The sequence below is a fragment of the Mesorhizobium sp. INR15 genome, assembly GCF_015500075.1.
Classification (GTDB): domain Bacteria; phylum Pseudomonadota; class Alphaproteobacteria; order Rhizobiales; family Rhizobiaceae; genus Mesorhizobium.
In genome coordinates this window covers 1,027,803-1,045,587 of record NZ_CP045496.1, presented here as the reverse complement: position 1 = coordinate 1,045,587, position 17,785 = coordinate 1,027,803, and the positions used below count along the sequence as shown (strand labels likewise).

Sequence of the window (17,785 nt, the reverse complement as noted above, 5' to 3'; positions counted from 1 at the left end):
TTCGTTCATCCGGATTGCCTCAGGCCGCCGCCTCATCGGCCTCGAACGGATCGGCGACGATCGGCCAGATCGCGCGCTTGAGCCGGCGGTAGTCGGTGGTGCGCGGATTGTTCGGGTAGCAGCCTTCGACCGCCACATAGATGATCTCGCGCGCAACCGGCGCGAAGCCGGCATGGAAATGGTTGGTCGATTTGACCAGCAGCATCTGCTTGGCCGACGGATCGATGCCGAGATTGGAAAAAATGTCAGGCTCGAAGGTCTGCGTGCGGTTGGTGTTGATGATGATGTCGATCTCCGTGCCGGCCAGCCTGAGCACGGCGGACGGCCCGAGCGGCACCAGGCTTTTGCCGAACGACTGCCAGGCTTCGGGCACCAGCCGGCGGACCTCGAACAGGCCGTCGAAGGGCTGGCCGCTGGCGAGGCTGGTCTTGCCGCCGATGCGGATGTCGAGCACGGTACCTTCGCCGGCACCTTGCGCCAGCGCGATCGCTTGCGGGTCCCAGATGGTGGCGACGCCGGCACTTTTGATGCCGCTCTCGACCAGCGCGCGCAGCAGGGCGGTGTTGTCGCCGGCGGTGCCGCCACCGGGATTGTCCCACATGTCGGCAAGCACGAAGGGCTTGTCGCCATGGCCGCCGGCCTTGACCCGGCCGATGGCCTCACCGACCGTCACGCTGTTCATGGCGGTTGTGCCGCGCATGGAAAACACTTCATGGCCAAGCCGTTCCGCCAGCGCATCGCCGGCGCCGCGGTCATTGTCGCTGACGACAATGACCTGCGTTCCCATCTCCGCGGCGTCGCCGGCCAGGAAGCCATGGATCAGCGACACCGACAGGATGCCATCCTTGCCTTGCAGCGCCTTCATGCGGTCGACGAAAGAGCGCATCGGCTCGCGGCTGGTCGGGAAAACATCGATCATCCGGCAATCGAAGGTCGAGATCAGAGGCCTGATCCTGCCGCGCGTTGCCGCCAATGCCAGTTCGACGACATGCTCGGCGCGCTCGACGAAATCGGTATGCGGAAATTCGAGAAAGGCCGCCAGGATGTCCGCCGCCGCGACACGCTTTCTGGTCAGCTGGCTGTGCGGGTCGAGTTCGGCGGCGACGATGACGTCTGGTCCGACGATCTCGCGGACGCGGGCTAGCAGATCGCCCTCGCAGTCCTCAAGCCCGCGCGCGATCATCGCGCCATGCAGGCCAAGCACCACGCAATCCACCGGCATGGCGGCACGCAATTGACCAAGGATCTCGTCGCGCAGTGCCTCATAGACATCGAGCCTGATATAGCCGCCGGGCTCGGCCCAGGTCGCCGTACCCTCGATCAGCGTGAAGCCCTCGGCCTTGGCCCGACGCCGCAGCACAGGTATCGGCGCCGAGCAGAGTGTCGGCGTTTCCGGATGTTTTCCAGGTGGCGCGTAAAACGCCATCTCGAAGGACGACCGGTCGGTCGATACCGGCGAGAAAGTGTTGGTCTCGGTAGCAAGCGAGGCTGTGAAGACACGCATCGGCGAGTGGTTCCTGTTTGCGGAAGGCGGAAGGCGGCGTCAGACCGGCCTGTAGGCGACGGCCTCGACCTCGATCTTGATGTCGATCATCAGCCGCGATTCCACAGTGGTGCGAGCCGGCGGGTTCTTTGGAAAATGCCTGGCATAGACGACATTGAAGGCGCCGAAGTCGCGCGCGTCTTCCAGCCAGACCGTCGTCTTGACGACATCGTCCATGGTGCAGCCGGCCAGGGCCAGTGCCGCCGTGACGTTGGCGAGCACCTGTTCGGTCTGCTCCGATATGCCGCCCTTGACGACGAGCCCGTCACCGCCGACCGGAACCTGGCCCGAGATGTAGACAAAGTCGCCGGCGCGGACGGCGGGCGACAAGGGGACATGGGATGTTCCAAAACATTGCTTGGGCAAGAAAGATCTCCTGTTGAGCTGATGGGGACACACCTGGCTTATGGGATATCGCTTGTGCCGTTCGGCGGATTTCCTCTGGCCGCGCGATTTGACCCCATTTGCTGGCCGGTCGTCTACGCCTATCGGCACGATCCTGATAGAGGCCCTGTTGGAAAGCAACATATTTTTGGAGTTTGTGTTGCTTTATTACAGGCGCAACAGCATCCTGTCTTTCAGTTGATTGCATCCAGCGGCTCGGCGAGAGAGGATTGGATGGGAACACCAGTCAGGCGGGGAATGGCATGATCGATTTCGGCGGTCGCAACGTGATCGTGACCGGTGCTGGCGGCGGTGTCGGCGGTGCCCTGGTCGAAATTCTCTCGGCATGCGGCGCAAGGGTCATTGCCGCCGATCGCGACGAGATGGACCTCACGGCGAGCGGAATTGCCGAGGCCCACCATTTCGATCTGCTTGACGACAAGGCCGTCGAGGACTTCGCCACCCGGGTCAGCCGCGACGCCGCGCCGGCGGCGGTGATTTCCAACGCCGGCTGGACGCGCGCCGAAACCCTCGCCGATGTCTCGACCGCCGCGCTCGACCACGAGATGGATTTGAATTTTCGCAGCGCCGCGCTTCTGTCGAAAGCGCTGCTGCCGGCAATGCGCAACCAGCCGCTGGGGGCGGCCTTCGTGTTCATCTCCTCAGTCAATGCACAGGCGCATTTCGGCAACCCCGCCTATGCCGCCGCCAAGGCGGCGCTGAATGCCTGGATGCGCGCAATCGCCACCGAGGAGGGCCGCAACAACATCCGGGCAAATGCCGTCGTGCCCGGCTCGATCAGGACCGGAGCCTGGGAGCATCGGCTGGCCGGGAAGCCGGAGATCATGGCCACGGTCGGCAAGCTCTACCCGCTAGGAAGACTCGTGGAGCCGGCCGAGGTCGCCCGCGCCGCCGCCTTCTTGGCATCGCCCTTCGCCAGCGGCATTACCGGCACGACCTTGAATGTCGACGCCGGCCTGATGGCGGGCAACCTGCCGTTTCTGGACCAGATCGGTGGCTGAACGGCCACCCGCACCACAGTCATAGACAGGAGAATAGCAATGGATTTCGACAAGAACCCCTTTCCCGTCGGCGACGCCGACCGTCACGCGCTCTGGGAAATGCTGGTGCGGCGCGACATCGATGCCTTCATCAGCCAGGACTGGTCGATGGTCGAGGACGACTTCGTTGCCGCGAGCTTCTTCGGCATGCACGCACATTTCCTCAGCAATGCCGACGCCTGGCGGCTGCAGTTCCCGACGCTGACCGTCTATCGCGACGAATGGCTTCGCCAGGCCAAGGAAACCGCCGCGACCAAATTCGCCGAACCGCTGCGCGAGGCGCTTTTTCGCGTCACCAACATGCGCGACATCGACGTAAACGGCGACCGCGCCGTGCTGCACAAGAAGTTCGACGGTTCCGTTGCCAAGACGGATGGTAGCGTCGACAGGCTGAAATGGCAGACGCTCTATTTCTGCAGCAAGGTGCAAGGCAGCTGGAAGATAGCAGGCTTCGTGGGCTACATGCCGCATCCGCTTGGCAGCTAGAGCATGATCCCGAAAAGTGGGTACCGGTTTTCGGAAAAGATCTTGCTCAAGCAAGAGACCGGCCTGGCCGGTTCAAGGCGGTGGGGGTGCGGGTGAACGTCAGAGCTTGCGCCACCCGCCATTCACAGCGGCGCTCAGTACAGCGTCAGCAATGCCGGGAAGAGGCCGCTCGCCCTGAGATATTCGACGGCTTCGATGGCCGGGAAAAGCGCCAGGAAATAGAGCCCGTCATAAAAGGTCCGCCGCAAGGCCCGCGTCGAGAACTGAATCTCATCCTGATCGCGGTAAAGCAACGGATTGGGCCAGAACCGCGGCGTGCGCTGTGCATAGGCGAGGTAGGCAGGACCAAACTTGCCGAACAGAAACTCGGCTTCCTTGCGCGCGGTGACGCTGAAGATGACAAAGCTGGCGAGGCCGAGTGCCACGGCCGCCAGCACCGAACCGTAGATCAGGCCGATGCCGAAGGCTCCGACCGTGGAGAAGAAATAAAGCGGGTTCTGGGTTATCGAAAACGGCCCCTTCGAAACCAGCTCCTGGTTCTTCTTGCCGCCAACATAGAGAATGCTCCATAGCCGCCCGGCGACGCAGACCAGCACCAGACTCAAGCCGATAAACTCAAGCATCTCATGCCCGTCCGATCCCTCGATCAGGGCCGGCTTGGCGCAGAACAGCAAGACCACCGCGAGCACCGCCGCGACGCGGACAAAGATGATCCGCTTGTGCTGGAGAAAAGCCTCCGAGGCCGGCTTGAGAGACGCATAGGTCATTGCGGTTTCCTTGGCTTAGGCTGACCGAAGAGCATTGATCACAATCCCGATGGCCGGGCAATGCCATCGCGTTCTTCTATCGGCTGGCCGCGAGGCATCCGTAAAGAGGCTTTGCGGAACCTGCCTCCATTCTTACGAAATTGTAACCCCTGGGACAGATGGAGGTGAAGTCGCGTCCCTACCTTGCTGATACCGGCCTGCCTTGCCGGGAATCAACGGAACCCGGCGGCAAGCCGGCCTCAAAGGGGAAACCTCACATGAAGAAACTTATTCTTGCCGCTGCTCTCGCGGCGGTCGCGGTCTCAGGCCCGCTCTCATCCGCGTCCGCGGCAACCGCGCCTTGCGAAGACACACTGAAAACCCTGCGCGCCGCCGAGGCAACGGCAACGCTCAGCGCCGACGACAAGACGAAGGTCGCGGACCTGGAAGCCAAGGGCGTCGAGCGCTGCAACGCCGACGACGACAAGCGCGCCGACGACTTCTTCGCTCAGGCCATGAAGATCATGGGCAAGTAATTCCCAACCAGCCAATCAACGTCAGGACGCCATCATGCCCGCGCTGAAAACCCAAGCCACCGGACCTGCCTTCAACCGGGTTCCGGAGGTCACCCTCGACTTCTGGCTGATCAAGCTCATGGCGGTGACCATGGGCGAAACCGCCGCCGATTACCTCGCCGTCAACCTCGGCCTTGGCCTGACGGTCACATCGCTGATCATGAGCGGCGTCCTGATTGTCGCCCTGGTGCTGCAATTCGCACAGAAGCGCTACGTGCCCTGGGCCTACTGGCTGGCGGTGGTGCTGATCAGCGTTGTCGGCACGCTGGTCACCGACAACCTCGTGGACAATTTCGGCGTCCGCCTGCAGACGACGACAATCACCTTCAGCGTCGTGCTCGCCGCCACCTTCGCGGTCTGGTACGCCAGCGAAAGAACGCTGTCGATCCACACCATATTCACGACGAAACGTGAGATCTTCTACTGGCTGGCGATCCTCTTCACCTTCTCGCTCGGCACCGCCGCCGGTGATCTGGTCGCCGAAACCTTTGACATGGGCTACCTTGTCAGCGGCCTGATGTTCGGTGGCGTCATCGCGCTCATCACGCTCGCCTACTACCTGGTCAATCTGGACGGCATTCTGGCCTTCTGGCTTGCCTATATTCTGACACGTCCGCTTGGCGCCTCGTTTGGCGACCTGCTGTCGCAGCCGGTCGAATATGGCGGCCTGGGCTTCGGCACGACCTACACCAGCCTGATCTTCCTTGGCTGCATTGTCGCCCTTGTTGTCTACATGACGCTGAGGAGCAGCGCCACCGAGGCCGACGCGCTGCTTGTTGAATCGGAGTAGGATCAGGCGAGGCAAGAGATGAACCGCCATCTCCGACACAATGGCGCCAAGCTCGTGAGCCTAGGAAGTGGCTCCCGGCAGTGTTATCCCTGATGCCGTCAACGGACCGAAACAACCATGCGCCTTCTCCTTGTCGAGGATGATCCACGGACGGCAGACTATATCGTCAAGGGGCTGACCGAAGCCGGCCATGTCTGCGACCTGCTGCGCAACGGCCATGACGCGCTCTATGCCGCGACCAGCGGCAGCTATGACGTGATCGTCGCCGATCGGATGATCCCTGGGCTCGACGGGCTTTCGATGATCAAGGCCGCCCGCGCCGCCGGGGTGCGGACGCCGTCGATCTTTCTCACCTCGGTCGGCGGCATTGACGACCGGGTCGAGGGGCTCGAGGCCGGTGGCGACGACTATCTGGTCAAACCCTTCGCCTTCTCCGAACTGCTGGCTCGCATCAACGCGCTTGGCCGGCGGCCGGCGGCGCAGGAGCAGAAGACAACCTTGCGGGTCGCCGATCTCGAGATGGACCTGATCATGCGCCGCGTGACGCGGCAGGGCCAGGTGATCGACCTGCAGCCACGCGAGTTCAGTCTTCTGGAAGTGCTGATGCGCGGCGAAGGGCGGGTGATCACCCGGACCATGCTGCTGGAGCGCGTCTGGGACTTTCATTTCGATCCCAGGACCAGCGTCGTTGAAACCCACATCAGCCGCCTGCGGGCCAAGGTCGACAAGCCCTTCGAAGCGCAGCTGATCCACACGGTGCGCAACACCGGCTACAGTCTGCATGCGCCGATCTAGAGCATGATCCCGATACGTGGAACCGGTTTTCGGACAGGATCATGACCCAGCAGGAAGATAGAACCTCGGCCCAATACCATCGGGGTGGAACAGGCTCCAGCCTGCTGCGCAGCACGCCTTTTAGGCTGGCGCTGACCTTCGCCTTCCTGTTCGTTCTGGCCTTCGTGCTGTCGGGCGCCATCGTCTACCAGCTGATGAGCGCCGACCTTGCCGAACGGCTCGACGAGTCCATCACGGAAACCTATTCCGTGGTTGCGGCGACCTATGCCGAAAGCGATGTCGAGGACCTGGTTGCCGCGGTCCGGAGCCATTCCCAGCTTAGTCCGAAGAAGGAGCAGTTGTTTTCCCTGACGGGTCCGGCAGGCAATCGTCTGGCGGGAAATTTCACCGCCGCCGGGCTGCCCGAGGGCTTCTCGATGTTCAATGCCGAACTGCCCGGTGTGCCCGCCGGCTCCGAGTACCGGGCCTTTTCCGGTTCGGTTGGCGGCAACAACCTGACGATCGCCTTCAGCCTCTCCGAAACCGAGGAGCTGGAGACGATCGTGATGATGAGCTTCGGCTGGGGAACGCTCATCATCACCGGCCTGGCGGTGGCCGGCGGCGCGGTGCTCGCATCGCGTGTCCAGCGCCGCCTCGACGGCATTGCCACGACGATGGTGGATGTCTCGCACGGCCGGCTCGACGCCCGCATTCCCTTGACCGGCAATGGCGACGACATCGATGATGTGTCCGGCCAGGTCAATTCGGCGCTCGACCGGCTTTCAGCACTGGTCGAAGGCATGAAGCAGGTCAGCGCCAACATCGCGCATGACCTTAAGACGCCGCTCAACCGCCTGCAGATGATCCTGGATGCCGCCGCCGAGAAGACGGCGTCTGGTCAACAGGTCTCCGGCGAAATAACCGAAGCTCATGCTGAAAGCCTGCAGATCAACGAGACCTTCGACGCCCTTCTGCGCATCGCCCAGATCGAGGCCGGCGCGCGCAAGGCCCGTTTCACCGACCTCAATCTCAGCGAGGTCATGAAGACCATCGCCGAGATCTACTCCGACGTTGCCGAGGATGACGGCATGTCATTGCCGCTGCCACGGGAGCGCGAGACGGAGGACCTGATCCACGGCGACCGCGAACTGCTGATCCAGATGTTCGCCAACCTGGTCGAGAACGCGCTGCGCCACTGTCCGCCGGGCACGGTCATTAACCTTTCGGTGAGCGGCCGTGGCGAGCGTATCCTGGCCGGCGTCACCGACAACGGGCCCGGCATTCCCGAAGCTGAACGCGAAAAGGTCTTTCAGCGGCTCTACCGGCTGGACCACAGCCGTTCGACGCCGGGCAGCGGCCTCGGTCTGAGCCTGGTTCGGGCGATCGCCGACCTGCATGGTGCTTCCATCTCGCTGGAAGATTGCCAGCCCGGCCTCGCCGTGGTGGTGAGCTTTCCCAAAGCGCCGGTTGCCTGAGCCGCGCCGCTTACGAAATCGTATGGCTGCGGCCAACCCGGTGAAAACTTGCCCCGCTACGGTTGGCCATCCTCTCTCGACGCGAGGGAGGCGGCCGGGCGTCACGATGCTCCGGCTCTCCCCGGCGCCATTGGCGGGCACAGCCCAGCAACCCCAAATACTCTAGCACGACGAGGGAATCGAGCTTGCTCTGTCCGTGCAGGCGCGGTCCGAACACATAGGGGACTTCCCGAATCCGCAGCGTCGGCGGCGAAGACGAGACAATATCCAGCAGGATCTTGAAACCTTGCCGCGACAGGCGCGGCGCCACCGCATCGACAATGTCACGGCGCACCATGAAGAAGCCGCTCATAGGATCGTTGATCGACACCTTCAGCAGCAAGCGGGCAATGCGCGTCGCCAGCCGGCTGCCGCCCGAACGCAGCCGCGTCAATCCGCCATCGGCACTCCCGTCATCGCCGTAACGGCTGGCGACGACAAGATCGACGTCGCCATTGCGCATGATCTCGAACATGGCGGGAAGAACGGTCTCGTCATGCTGCAGATCGCCGTCCATCACGGCAACGACAGCTGCCGAGCTCGACAGGACGCCTTCGAGGCACGCCCCGGCAAGACCGCGACGGGCGATGCGCCTTATGCCGCGAACCCGATAATCATGGGTGGCGATATCGCGGACAGCGGCAATCGTTCCATCCTTTGAATCATCGTCGACAAAGACCACTTCCCAGTCGATCCCCTGCAGCACACTATTTAGCCGTGCAACCAGCAGACCGATGTTGGCGCGCTCGTTCAGCGTGGGAACGACGACCGTCAGCTCCGCCGCACGGCGGTGTTGATGCGATGCAATGCTGCTTGTATCCGCAGCCAGATCAACCGCCTCGCCAGGCGTTGGATATGTCGTCTTGTTCATGGACGCGGCCCGCCATCGTTTGCCCCGTCCTTGCTTTGTATCGACGGTTGCGTTGCTTCAGCGCGTTTGACCGGCAATACCAGAATTTCGAAAACGGGAAACCCCGCGATGCGCTGTATAAGGCGCCGGGGCGGACCTTCGACGACAAACTGCCCGTTCAGACTGTCGCGGTACTCCTGCTCGCGAGGCGCTTCCTTGCCGAAATCCAGGGCCCCGACAAAGAACCCAGCGCTTCGCGTGTTCAGGCGTCTGTCATCCATGAACTGGAAATGGCGAGGATCGCCGGGCAGCACCTCTATCGGCACGTCTGGTCCAAGGGCATCGGCAACCCGCGCCCCCTGCATCCAGTTCGATGCGACCACGTAGGCATCGGCGCCGCCGAGGCCGCTGCTCTGTGGATCGCCGGTCAGCGCCGACCAGTCGACGAGCTGCCAGTTGACGTCGAATTTCGGTGCCCGTTCATAGAAAGCTCGCGTGAAGGCACCGGTCCGGGTCTGCACGGCGAATCCTACGGCCAGCAGTGAAACGACCGTGGCCGCGACGACAAGCGACAGCCGCAGAAATCCAGGCCGGCGTTCGGCAAGGCTGCCGCACCATTGGCCGAGAAGCGGAAACGTGAACAGGAACCCGCTCATCGACCAGTGCGGCAGCGAATGGGCGCTGAACAGGGCGACCAGGTCGAAGAACACCACCGGCGGCGCCGCGATCGTCACGAAGAACCGATCGGCGGCCGAACCGCTAACGGCAGCGCGCCATAGGCACGCCATGGCGACAAGCCAGGTCGGCGGCCACAGATAGGCCGCCTGGCCGAGCAGCGTGACGGCAAGATTGCCTGGATGTATGGCATGACCTTCCCCGGCCATGCCGCGGCCGGACTGGAACGCAAACGAAATCCAGTGGTGGTCCATGTTCCACAGCAACACCGGCAACAGTCCGAGCGCTGCGATGGCGCCGGCGATCCAAGGACCCGGCATGCGCAGTTCTGCCCGGCCGGGTTTCGTCAACACCAGGACAAGCAAGGCCGAGATGCCGAACAGCCCGGCCTGATATTTGGACATCAGCGCAAGGCCGAGCGCGATGCCGGCGATGACCCATCGCAGCAGAACGAAGCTCGGCTTTTTACCGAGAAGCATGGGCGCCGCGGCGCAGGCACTGGCCAGCAGAAAGAAATCGAGCGGCCCGTCGGGCACCACGAAGTGTCCAGCCGATATGAGAAAGAATGGCGCGACGGTAAACCATGCCGCTGCCCAGAATGCGGCAACCGCGCCATAAGCATCGCGGGTCAGTTGGAACAGCAGCAGCGCCGAGAGCGAGCCGAGCACGACATAGGGCAGCCGCACGACCAGCCTGCTTTCACTTCCGGTGATATCCGCCATGAGACGGGCAAGCGCGAAGCCGAGCGGAGGGTGATCAAAATACGAAAGCGAATGACTGCGCGACACAACAACCGCGTACGCCTCGTCGATTGACAACGGAATGACCGAGGCAAGACCGATCCGCAGGATCAGGAATAAGACGACCAGGATGGCCAGCTGGGCGACCGGAGAGGCGGGGAGGCGCTTTAGTGGGTTTGAAACGAGCGGCCTGGCCGCGCGAACATCGTCCCACAACTGATCCACCTGCATCGGGTTACCAGATCCAAAGCAGATAGGATTGTTCGTCCGCGACTGGCCGGTGGCCGCGCATCTCAACAGCGAGAAAGACGACGACAAGATACACCAGGGTCGCGGCGACCCAAATCCATTTTCCCGAACGGACGGGATAGCTGCGATCCAGCATCGGTAGAAGCCCCCACTTCTAACTCAACAAGCTATCGGCGTGACCGGAACAGTGGCCGCAGCTGCTTGTTGGGTACCATATCCGATCAGATATGCCAGAGTCTTGCCGGTTTATTACAAATCGGTAAGAGCCATGGCGCGATCAGCGGTCGATCCGTGTCGACAGGATAATCGACGACGATGTCCGCTCGACGCCTTCCAGGGCACCGATCTGGTCAAGAAGCGTGTCGAGATCCCGGATCGACGGCGCGTCGGCCACGACGATCATATCGAAATTGCCGCTGACGGAGTGCAGCGTCCGCACCGGCGCCAGTGCCCGCAGGCTGCGCACCACCTTGTCGGCGAGCTTCGGCGTCACGGTGAGCAGCACATGTGCCCGCACCAGCCCCTGTTCGTAGTCCGGCGCCAGCTTGACGCCATAGCCGGTGATGATGCCGCGCTGCTCCAGCCGCTCGATGCGGCTCTGCACTGTTGTTCGCGACACCCCGAGCCGGCGCGCCAGTTCGGTGGTCGAGGCGCGCGCGTTCTCGCGCAGCAGGGAAAGCAGGGCCTGTTCAGCATCACTGAGCATTTTGACGGTTCCTGTCGGCGTATTGTTCAGAACTGTGTTTCGTTTCGAACAATTCCACGCTTCTTTTCGTCCGGCAAGCTGCGAATCTGCGTCAGCAATCAAGCGTTCAGTGAGGGATCCATCCATGAAGAAAATCGTAGTCGTTGGCGCCGGCAAGATCGGCTCGACCATCGCGGAGATGCTCGCCGCCACCGGCGACTATCATGTCACCCTCGTCGACCGCTCGGCGGCGCAGCTCGGATCGGCGGAACTGCCGGCCGCTGTCGCCACGCTTGAACTGGACATCGAAGCGGCAGGCGTGCTGGAAGCGGCTCTCGAAGGCAAGTTCGCGGTGCTGAGTGCCGCCCCCTTCCACCTGACCACGCGCATCGCCGAGGCCGCTGCAACTGCCGGCGTGCACTATCTCGACCTGACCGAGGACGTCGTCTCGACCCGCCGCGTCAAGGAACTGGCGCGCTCGGGCAAGAGCGCCTTCATTCCGCAATGCGGCCTGGCGCCGGGCTTCATCTCCATCGTCGCCAACGACCTTGCCAGCCGCTTCGACACGCTGGAAAGCGTGCGCATGCGGGTTGGCGCGCTGCCGCAATACCCGTCGAATGCGCTGAACTACAATCTGACCTGGAGCACCGACGGCGTCATCAACGAATATTGCGAGCCTTGCGAGGCGATCGTCGAGGGCGAGCTGGTCGAAGTGCCGCCGCTGGAAGAGCGCGAGGAATTCTCGCTCGACGGCGTCACCTACGAGGCGTTCAACACGTCGGGCGGGCTTGGCACGCTGGCCGAGACGCTGAAAGGCAAGGTGCGCACGCTCAACTACCGCACCATCCGCTATCCCGGCCACGCCGCGATCATGAAGGCGCTGCTCAACGATCTCGGCCTGCGTCACCGCCGTGACGTGCTGAAGGACATTTTTGAAAGCGCGCTGCCGGCGACGCTGCAGGACGTCGTCATCGTCTTTGTCACCGTCTCGGGCCGTAAGAACGGCCGCCTGCTGCAGGAAACCTACGCCAACAAGATCTATTCCAGGCGCGTCGGCACTGTCGTGCGCAGCGCCATCCAGATCACCACGGCATCCGGCATCTGCGCGGTGCTCGACATGCTGGCCGACGGCAGCCTGCCGGCGACCGGCTTCGTCAAGCAGGAAGACATCGCGCTCGACACATTCCTCGCCAACCGTTTCGGCCGCGCCTACGCGCAGCACGAGATGGTAAGCCGGCTCGCTAGCTGAGGAGCCTAATCTCCCCCCTTGAGGGGGAGATGTCGCCGAAGGCGACAGAGGGGGTCGCCGCGCGTGAAGCGCCAGCTTCCTTGTGTCGCAGGAGGCCGAGCACGGTCGAACCGACCCCCTCTGGCCTGCCGGCCATCTCCCCCTCAAGGGGGGAGATCACGCCCTCAAATATGCAGCGCGTGCCCGAGCGCCTTCAGCGCCGCTTCCTGGAAACCTTCGCCTTGCGTCGGGTGCGCATGGATCGTACCGGCGATGTCTTCCAGCCGCGCGCCCATTTCCAGCGCCAGGCCGAAAGAGGCCGCCAGTTCCGACACACCCTGCCCGACCGCCTGGATGCCCAGCACCAGATGATTGTCGGCACGGGCGACAACGCGGACGAACCCGTCCTCGCCAAGCTTCGTCATCGCCCTGCCGTTGGCGGCGAACGGGAACTGGCCGATCTTGATCTCGATCCCCAGGGCTTTTGCCTCGTCAGGTGAAAGCCCCGCCGTCACCAGTTCCGGGTCGGTGAAGCAGACGGCCGGAATGGCGCGCTTGTCCCAGGAGCGCTTATGGCCGGCGACGATCTCGGCGACCATTTCGCCTTGCGCCATCGCCCGGTGCGCCAGCATCGGCTCGCCGGTGACATCGCCGATGGCGAAGATGCCGCGCATCGAGGTGCGGCAATGATCGTCGATCTTGATGAACTTCCCCGCCATATCGAGATCGATCTGGTCGAGCCCCCAGCCTTCGGTCACCGGCTTGCGGCCGACCGTGACCAGGATCTTGTCGGCGGCCAACTTTGCGTTCTTGCCGTCAGCTGTTTCGACCAGCAGCGCGTCGCCCTGGGTCGAAAGGCCTTTTGCCTTGGCTTCCAGCATCACCGTGATGCCAAGCTGGGCAAGCCGCTTGACCACCGGCCGGGTCAATTCCGCGTCATACTGCGCCAGCACACGCGGCAAGGCTTCGACAACGGTAACCTGGGACCCCATCCTGGCAAAGGCGATGCCGAGCTCCAGCCCGATATAGCCGCCGCCGACGACTGCGAGTTTTTTTGGCACCTCGTTCAGCGCCAGCGCCTCCGTGGAGGAAACCACCGGCCCACCAAACGGCAGGAATGGCAGTTCGATGGACGCCGAGCCCGTGGCGATGACGATCACCTCGGCACGGATCACCTGCAAGCCGGTTTCGGTCTCGACCTCGACCGTCTTGCCATCGCGGAACGTCGCCCAGCCCTGCACGGTCTTGACCTTGGCCTTCTTGAGCAGGCCGGACACGCCGCTGGTCAGCCGGCTAACGATGCCGTCCTTCCAGGCGATGGTTTTCGCCAGATCGAGCTTGGGAGCCGCAACGGAAATGCCGAGCGGGCTCTTGCCGCCGGCCATATGCGCGATCTTCTCGAACTCCTCGGCAGCGTGGATCAGCGCCTTGGACGGGATGCAGCCGACATTGAGGCAGGTGCCACCAGGTTTGCCGGTTTCCACGATCACCGTGTCGATGCCGAGCTGGCCGGCGCGGATAGCGCAGACATAGCCGCCCGGACCGGCGCCGATGACGAGCAGTTTGCAGGAGATTTCCCTCATGTCAGCTGTCCTTTCGGCGATGGCTGGCGCGAGCCTTGCGTTCTCCCCTTGTGGGAGAAGGTGGATCGGCGCGCAGCGCCGAGACGGATGAGGGTGCGCGAAGGATCACCGTGCGTATCAGGCTGGAGCACCCCTCATCCGTCGCCTTCGGCGACACCTTCTCCCACAAGGGGAGAAGGGGGAGCTCACATTCCAACGCCGCACAATGACGACTCTTCGCTGCCATATGGACTTTCGACATCCGCTCCATCTCAGCCTTCCACGAAAATCATCGCTGGCGTCTCCAGCAGCGTCTTGATCCGCTGGATGAACACGGCGGCATCCCAGCCATCGATGACGCGGTGATCGAAGCTGGAGGACAGGTTCATCATCTTGCGCGGGATGAACTGGGTTCCGTCCCACACCGGCCGCACCATCATCTTGTTGACGCCGATGATCGCCACCTCCGGATGATTGATGACAGGCGTCGTCGCCACGCCACCCATGGCGCCAAGCGAGGTGATGGTGATGGTCGACCCCGAAAGCTCGTCCCGCGTGGCGGTGCCGGACTTCGCCGCCTCGGCCAGCCGGATTACCTCCGCGCCGCATTCCCAGATGTCGCGCGCCTCGGCATGTTTGACCACGGGCACCACCAGGCCTGACGGCGTCTGCGCGGCAATACCGATATGGATGCCGCCATGCTGGTGGATGATGCCGGCCTCATCGTCGAACAGCGCGTTGAGATTGGGCTGGTCGGCGATGGCCTTGACCATCGCCCGCATCAGGAATGGCAGCAGCGTCAGCTTTGGCCGTTCCGCGCCAACTGGGCGCTTTTCCTTGTTGAGCGCGGCCCGCAGGTCTTCCAGCGCCGTGACGTCGATTTCCTCGACATAAGTGATGTGCGGGATGCGCGACTTGGACAACGTCATCTTCTCGGCGATCTTGCGCCGCAGCCCGATGACCTTGATGTCCTGCACACCATCGTTGCGGGCAAGACTCGATGCCTTCGCCACCTGCGGACCGCGCGCCAGGAACGCCTTGATGTCCTCGTGGCCGATGCGTCCCGCCGGACCGCTGCCCGAGACCTGGCGAAGATCGATGCCGGCTTCCTTGGCCCGCAAGCGAATGGCAGGGGAGGCCAGCGGCTTCTCGCCTTCAGCACGTGGCGCGCCGACGGAGGAGGTTGAAAGCGGCTTGGCCGCGGCAGCCGGCGGCGCGGCTTTCACCGGGGCCTCGACCGGCCTAGCCGGCTTTGGGGCTGGTGCGGTTTCAGGCTTCGGGCTTGCCGGCGCTGCTGGCGCTTCGGTGTCAGCGGCCGGCTCCGTCGGCTTGCCGCCAGCTTTCACATTGCCCTCGCCAGCCACCTTTAGCCGCACGATCGGCGAGCCGATCGCCACCGTGTCTCCGATCTCGGCACCCAGCCAGAGAATTTCGCCGTCGACCGGCGATGGAATCTCGACCGTCGCCTTGTCGGTCATGACGGCGGCGAGCACGGCGTCCTCGCGCACGATGTCGCCGACCTTCACATGCCATTCGACAAGCTCGGCCTCGGCGACGCCTTCGCCGACATCGGGCAGCTTGATGATGTGTTCACCCATCTCAGGTCTCCCCAGTCTCTAGGCTTGCATTGTTTCGATGAGCGCACGGCCAACCCGGGCCGGACCGGGGAAATAGTCCCACTCCTGCGCATGCGGATAAGGCGTGTCCCAGCCGGCGACCCGCGCCACCGGCGCCTCGAGATGGTAGAAGCAGTTTTCCTGCACCAGCGCCGAAAGCTCGGCGCCGAACCCGGATGTCAGCGTCGCCTCATGCACGACGACGCAGCGGCCGGTCTTTTTCACCGAGGCGACGATCGTGTCCAGGTCGAGCGGCAGAAGCGTCCTGAGATCGATGATCTCGGCATCGATCCCGGTCTCCTCGGCAGCCGCCTGCGCGACATAGACCATCGTGCCATACGCGAGCACGGTGACGGCCGAGCCCGTCCTGCGGATCGCGGCCTTGCCGAGCGGGACAGTGTAGTGGCCGTCGGCGACCTCGCCGAGCTCGTGTTTTGACCATGGCGTGACCGGCCGGTCATGATGGCCGTCGAACGGGCCGTTGTAGAGCCGCTTCGGTTCAAGGAAGATCACCGGATCTGGATCCTCGATCGCGGCGATCAGCAAGCCCTTCGCGTCATGCGGATTGGACGGCACAACAGTCTTCAGGCCGGACACATGCGTGAACAGGGCCTCGGGGCTCTGGCTGTGCGTCTGCCCGCCAAAGATGCCGCCGCCGGTCGGCATCCGCACCACGATCGGGCAAGTGAAATCGCCGTTCGAGCGATAGCGCAGCCGCGAGGCTTCCTGCGTCAGCTGGTCGTAGGCCGGATACATGTAGTCGGCAAACTGGATTTCCACGCAGGGCTTCAGCCCGTAGGCGGCCATGCCGATGGCGGAGCCAACAATGCCGGATTCATTGATCGGCGCGTCGAAACAGCGGCTCTTGCCGTATTTGGCCTGCAGGCCTTGCGTGCAGCGGAAGACGCCGCCGAAGAAGCCGACATCCTCGCCAAACACCACGACTTTGTCGTCGCGACCCATCGATACATCCATGGCGTCGCGGATCGCCTCGATCATCGTCCGTCTTGGCATGGTCAGACTCCCGCCTGCTGGCGCTGGCGCCGCAGATGCGGCGGCATTTCGGCAAAGACGCCTTCGAACATTTCGCGCGTCGAGGGCTTGCCGCCGGCATGCAACGTGCCGTTGGCTTCGGCCTCTTTTTGCGCCGCGAGCACGGTGTCGAGGATTTCGGCCTCGGCCTGGACATGCCGCTCGTCCGACCAGAGGCCGCGCGCGATGAGATGGTTCTTTAGCCGGACGACGGGATCGCCCAGCGGCCACGCGTCGGACTCGGTTTTCGGCCGATAGGCGGATGGATCGTCCGAGCTTGAATGCGCGCCGGCGCGGTAGGTGACATATTCGATCAGCGTCGGCCCGAGATTCTTCCGCGCGCGCTCCGCTGCCCATTTGGCGACTGCGTGGACGGCAAGATAGTCGTTGCCATCGACACGCAATGCAGGAATGCCGAAGCCGAGCCCGCGCGCTGCGAAAGTGCCGGAACCGCCACGTGCTATGCCCTGGAAGGTCGAGATCGCCCACTGGTTGTTGACGACATTGAGCACCACCGGCGCCTTGTAGGTGGAGGCGAACACCAGCGCTGAATGAAAGTCGGACTCGGCGGTCGAACCGTCGCCGATCCAGGCCGCGGCGATCTTTGAATCATTCGAGATCGCCGACGCCATCGCCCAGCCGACCGCCTGGATATACTGCGTCGCCAGATTGCCGGAGATCGAGAAGAAGCCATGCTCCTTCGACGAGTACATGATCGGGAGCTGCCGGCCTTTCAGCGGATCGGCCTCGTTCGAATAGATCTGATTCATCATCGTGACCATCGGATAGCCGTCAGCGATGAGCAGGCCTGCCTGACGATAGGTCGGGAAATTCATGTCGCCTGGCATCAGCGCCTTGCGGAAAGCGCAGCTCACCGCCTCTTCGCCCAGATGCTGCATGTAGAACGAAGTCTTGCCCTGGCGCTGCGCCATCTGCATGCGCGTATCGAAGCTGCGCAGCGTCATCATGTGGCGCAGGCCGACCAGCAACTCGTCATCGGACAGAGAACCGGCCCAGGGACCGACTGCCTGACCGTCGCGGTTCAGGACACGGATGATCGAGAAAGCGAGATCGCGGATGGTGCGCGGATCGACATCGATTTCGGGGCGTGGCACCGAGCCGGCCTCGGGAATGGTCACATTGGAAAAATCAGGCGTGCCGCCCGGCCGCACTTCCGGTTCCGGAACGTGAAACCGCAACAGTCCAGCATCGGCCATGACCTAAGTCCTCCCATGGTGCCTGGCCGGGATATTCGCACATCCGCGCCGCCGGCAA

At 63.3% G+C, this 17,785-nt stretch carries 17 protein-coding genes; 7 read left to right on the top strand and 10 right to left on the bottom strand.

Translation table 11 applies throughout. The annotated features are described in order from the left end of the window. Positions 1–19: 19 nt before the first annotated feature. Entirely contained in the window at positions 20–1,504 is a 1,485-nt protein-coding gene (locus tag GA829_RS04930) for a M81 family metallopeptidase (RefSeq protein WP_195177438.1), read from the bottom strand. Between the two features lie 39 nt (positions 1,505–1,543). Next, positions 1,544–1,909, bottom strand: a complete 366-nt coding sequence (locus tag GA829_RS04925) for a RidA family protein (RefSeq protein WP_195177437.1) — start codon at positions 1,907–1,909, stop codon at positions 1,544–1,546. A gap of 281 nt (positions 1,910–2,190) precedes the next feature. On the opposite strand from GA829_RS04925, the gene GA829_RS04920 reads away from it, so the two are divergent. Together GA829_RS04920 and GA829_RS04915 are read left to right on the top strand one after the other, a co-directional pair. Continuing rightward, positions 2,191–2,949: an SDR family NAD(P)-dependent oxidoreductase gene (locus GA829_RS04920; RefSeq protein WP_195177436.1), complete on the top strand. Its 759-nt coding sequence runs from the start codon at positions 2,191–2,193 to the stop codon at positions 2,947–2,949. A gap of 39 nt (positions 2,950–2,988) precedes the next feature. After that, positions 2,989–3,474 carry a hypothetical protein gene (locus GA829_RS04915; protein WP_195177435.1) on the top strand — a complete coding sequence of 162 codons (486 nt, stop codon included), beginning with the start codon at positions 2,989–2,991 and terminating at the stop codon, positions 3,472–3,474. Between the two features lie 134 nt (positions 3,475–3,608). Here the strand turns inward: GA829_RS04915 and GA829_RS04910 are convergent, their stop codons facing one another. Beyond that, the gene (locus GA829_RS04910; RefSeq protein ID WP_195177434.1) at positions 3,609–4,241 is read right to left on the bottom strand and encodes a methyltransferase family protein; all 633 of its coding nucleotides are present in this window, start codon (positions 4,239–4,241) and stop codon (positions 3,609–3,611) included. A gap of 257 nt (positions 4,242–4,498) precedes the next feature. Here GA829_RS04910 and GA829_RS04905 point away from each other — a divergent pair, with 257 nt between their 5' ends. The 4 genes from GA829_RS04905 to GA829_RS04890 all read left to right on the top strand — a co-directional run bounded on the left by GA829_RS04905 (position 4,499) and on the right by GA829_RS04890 (position 7,834). Beyond that, positions 4,499–4,756: a hypothetical protein gene (locus tag GA829_RS04905; protein ID WP_195177433.1), complete on the top strand. Its 258-nt coding sequence runs from the start codon at positions 4,499–4,501 to the stop codon at positions 4,754–4,756. 34 nt (positions 4,757–4,790) lie between these two features. After that, positions 4,791–5,585 (top strand): COG4705 family protein, encoded by a 795-nt coding sequence (locus GA829_RS04900; RefSeq protein ID WP_195177432.1) that lies wholly within the window; start codon positions 4,791–4,793, stop codon positions 5,583–5,585. Positions 5,586–5,702: 117 nt separating this feature from the next. Beyond that, positions 5,703–6,380, top strand: a complete 678-nt coding sequence (locus tag GA829_RS04895) for a winged helix-turn-helix domain-containing protein (protein WP_195177431.1) — start codon at positions 5,703–5,705, stop codon at positions 6,378–6,380. A gap of 41 nt (positions 6,381–6,421) precedes the next feature. Continuing rightward, the gene (locus GA829_RS04890) at positions 6,422–7,834 is read left to right on the top strand and encodes a HAMP domain-containing sensor histidine kinase (RefSeq protein ID WP_195177430.1); all 1,413 of its coding nucleotides are present in this window, start codon (positions 6,422–6,424) and stop codon (positions 7,832–7,834) included. Positions 7,835–7,844: 10 nt separating this feature from the next. Here the strand turns inward: GA829_RS04890 and GA829_RS04885 are convergent, their stop codons facing one another. The 3 genes from GA829_RS04885 to GA829_RS04875 form a co-directional block, all read right to left on the bottom strand. Then, positions 7,845–8,744 (bottom strand): polyprenol monophosphomannose synthase, encoded by a 900-nt coding sequence (locus GA829_RS04885; protein ID WP_195177429.1) that lies wholly within the window; start codon positions 8,742–8,744, stop codon positions 7,845–7,847. Further along, positions 8,741–10,369 carry an ArnT family glycosyltransferase gene (locus GA829_RS04880; RefSeq protein ID WP_195177428.1) on the bottom strand — a complete coding sequence of 543 codons (1,629 nt, stop codon included), beginning with the start codon at positions 10,367–10,369 and terminating at the stop codon, positions 8,741–8,743. Before GA829_RS04880 ends, GA829_RS04885 begins: the two co-directional genes overlap by 4 nt. Before the next feature lie 295 nt (positions 10,370–10,664). Beyond that, positions 10,665–11,093: an Lrp/AsnC family transcriptional regulator gene (locus tag GA829_RS04875; RefSeq protein ID WP_195177427.1), complete on the bottom strand. Its 429-nt coding sequence runs from the start codon at positions 11,091–11,093 to the stop codon at positions 10,665–10,667. A gap of 124 nt (positions 11,094–11,217) precedes the next feature. Between GA829_RS04875 and GA829_RS04870 the strand changes: the two genes are divergently transcribed. Next, positions 11,218–12,321 (top strand): saccharopine dehydrogenase family protein, encoded by a 1,104-nt coding sequence (locus tag GA829_RS04870; RefSeq protein WP_195177426.1) that lies wholly within the window; start codon positions 11,218–11,220, stop codon positions 12,319–12,321. 164 nt (positions 12,322–12,485) lie between these two features. On the opposite strand, the gene lpdA is transcribed toward GA829_RS04870, so the two are convergent. The 4 genes from lpdA to GA829_RS04850 form a co-directional block, all read right to left on the bottom strand. Beyond that, positions 12,486–13,883 carry a dihydrolipoyl dehydrogenase gene (gene lpdA / locus GA829_RS04865; RefSeq protein ID WP_195177425.1) on the bottom strand — a complete coding sequence of 466 codons (1,398 nt, stop codon included), beginning with the start codon at positions 13,881–13,883 and terminating at the stop codon, positions 12,486–12,488. 251 nt (positions 13,884–14,134) lie between these two features. After that, positions 14,135–15,460, bottom strand: a complete 1,326-nt coding sequence (locus GA829_RS04860; protein ID WP_195177424.1) for a dihydrolipoamide acetyltransferase family protein — start codon at positions 15,458–15,460, stop codon at positions 14,135–14,137. Between the two features lie 18 nt (positions 15,461–15,478). Next, positions 15,479–16,492 (bottom strand): alpha-ketoacid dehydrogenase subunit beta, encoded by a 1,014-nt coding sequence (locus tag GA829_RS04855; RefSeq protein WP_195177423.1) that lies wholly within the window; start codon positions 16,490–16,492, stop codon positions 15,479–15,481. Positions 16,493–16,494: 2 nt separating this feature from the next. After that, a complete protein-coding gene (locus GA829_RS04850; protein ID WP_195177422.1) occupies positions 16,495–17,727 on the bottom strand; it encodes a 3-methyl-2-oxobutanoate dehydrogenase (2-methylpropanoyl-transferring) subunit alpha in 1,233 nt (410 codons plus the stop codon). Positions 17,728–17,785 lie beyond the last annotated feature (58 nt).

What these genes read in the sequence shown, in the direction of transcription:
- GA829_RS04930 (WP_195177438.1), bottom strand. Translation starts at nt 1,504, where the DNA reads ATGCGTGTCTTCACAGCCTCGCTTGCTACCGAGACCAACACTTTCTCG.
- GA829_RS04920 (WP_195177436.1), top strand. Translation starts at nt 2,191, where the DNA reads ATGATCGATTTCGGCGGTCGCAACGTGATCGTGACCGGTGCTGGCGGC.
- GA829_RS04915 (WP_195177435.1), top strand. Translation starts at nt 2,989, where the DNA reads ATGGATTTCGACAAGAACCCCTTTCCCGTCGGCGACGCCGACCGTCAC.
- GA829_RS04910 (WP_195177434.1), bottom strand. Translation starts at nt 4,241, where the DNA reads ATGACCTATGCGTCTCTCAAGCCGGCCTCGGAGGCTTTTCTCCAGCAC.
- GA829_RS04905 (WP_195177433.1), top strand. Translation starts at nt 4,499, where the DNA reads ATGAAGAAACTTATTCTTGCCGCTGCTCTCGCGGCGGTCGCGGTCTCA.
- GA829_RS04900 (WP_195177432.1), top strand. Translation starts at nt 4,791, where the DNA reads ATGCCCGCGCTGAAAACCCAAGCCACCGGACCTGCCTTCAACCGGGTT.
- GA829_RS04895 (WP_195177431.1), top strand. Translation starts at nt 5,703, where the DNA reads ATGCGCCTTCTCCTTGTCGAGGATGATCCACGGACGGCAGACTATATC.
- GA829_RS04890 (WP_195177430.1), top strand. Translation starts at nt 6,422, where the DNA reads ATGACCCAGCAGGAAGATAGAACCTCGGCCCAATACCATCGGGGTGGA.
- GA829_RS04885 (WP_195177429.1), bottom strand. Translation starts at nt 8,744, where the DNA reads ATGAACAAGACGACATATCCAACGCCTGGCGAGGCGGTTGATCTGGCT.
- GA829_RS04880 (WP_195177428.1), bottom strand. Translation starts at nt 10,369, where the DNA reads ATGCAGGTGGATCAGTTGTGGGACGATGTTCGCGCGGCCAGGCCGCTC.
- GA829_RS04875 (WP_195177427.1), bottom strand. Translation starts at nt 11,093, where the DNA reads ATGCTCAGTGATGCTGAACAGGCCCTGCTTTCCCTGCTGCGCGAGAAC.
- GA829_RS04870 (WP_195177426.1), top strand. Translation starts at nt 11,218, where the DNA reads ATGAAGAAAATCGTAGTCGTTGGCGCCGGCAAGATCGGCTCGACCATC.
- lpdA (WP_195177425.1), bottom strand. Translation starts at nt 13,883, where the DNA reads ATGAGGGAAATCTCCTGCAAACTGCTCGTCATCGGCGCCGGTCCGGGC.
- GA829_RS04860 (WP_195177424.1), bottom strand. Translation starts at nt 15,460, where the DNA reads ATGGGTGAACACATCATCAAGCTGCCCGATGTCGGCGAAGGCGTCGCC.
- GA829_RS04855 (WP_195177423.1), bottom strand. Translation starts at nt 16,492, where the DNA reads ATGCCAAGACGGACGATGATCGAGGCGATCCGCGACGCCATGGATGTA.
- GA829_RS04850 (WP_195177422.1), bottom strand. Translation starts at nt 17,727, where the DNA reads ATGGCCGATGCTGGACTGTTGCGGTTTCACGTTCCGGAACCGGAAGTG.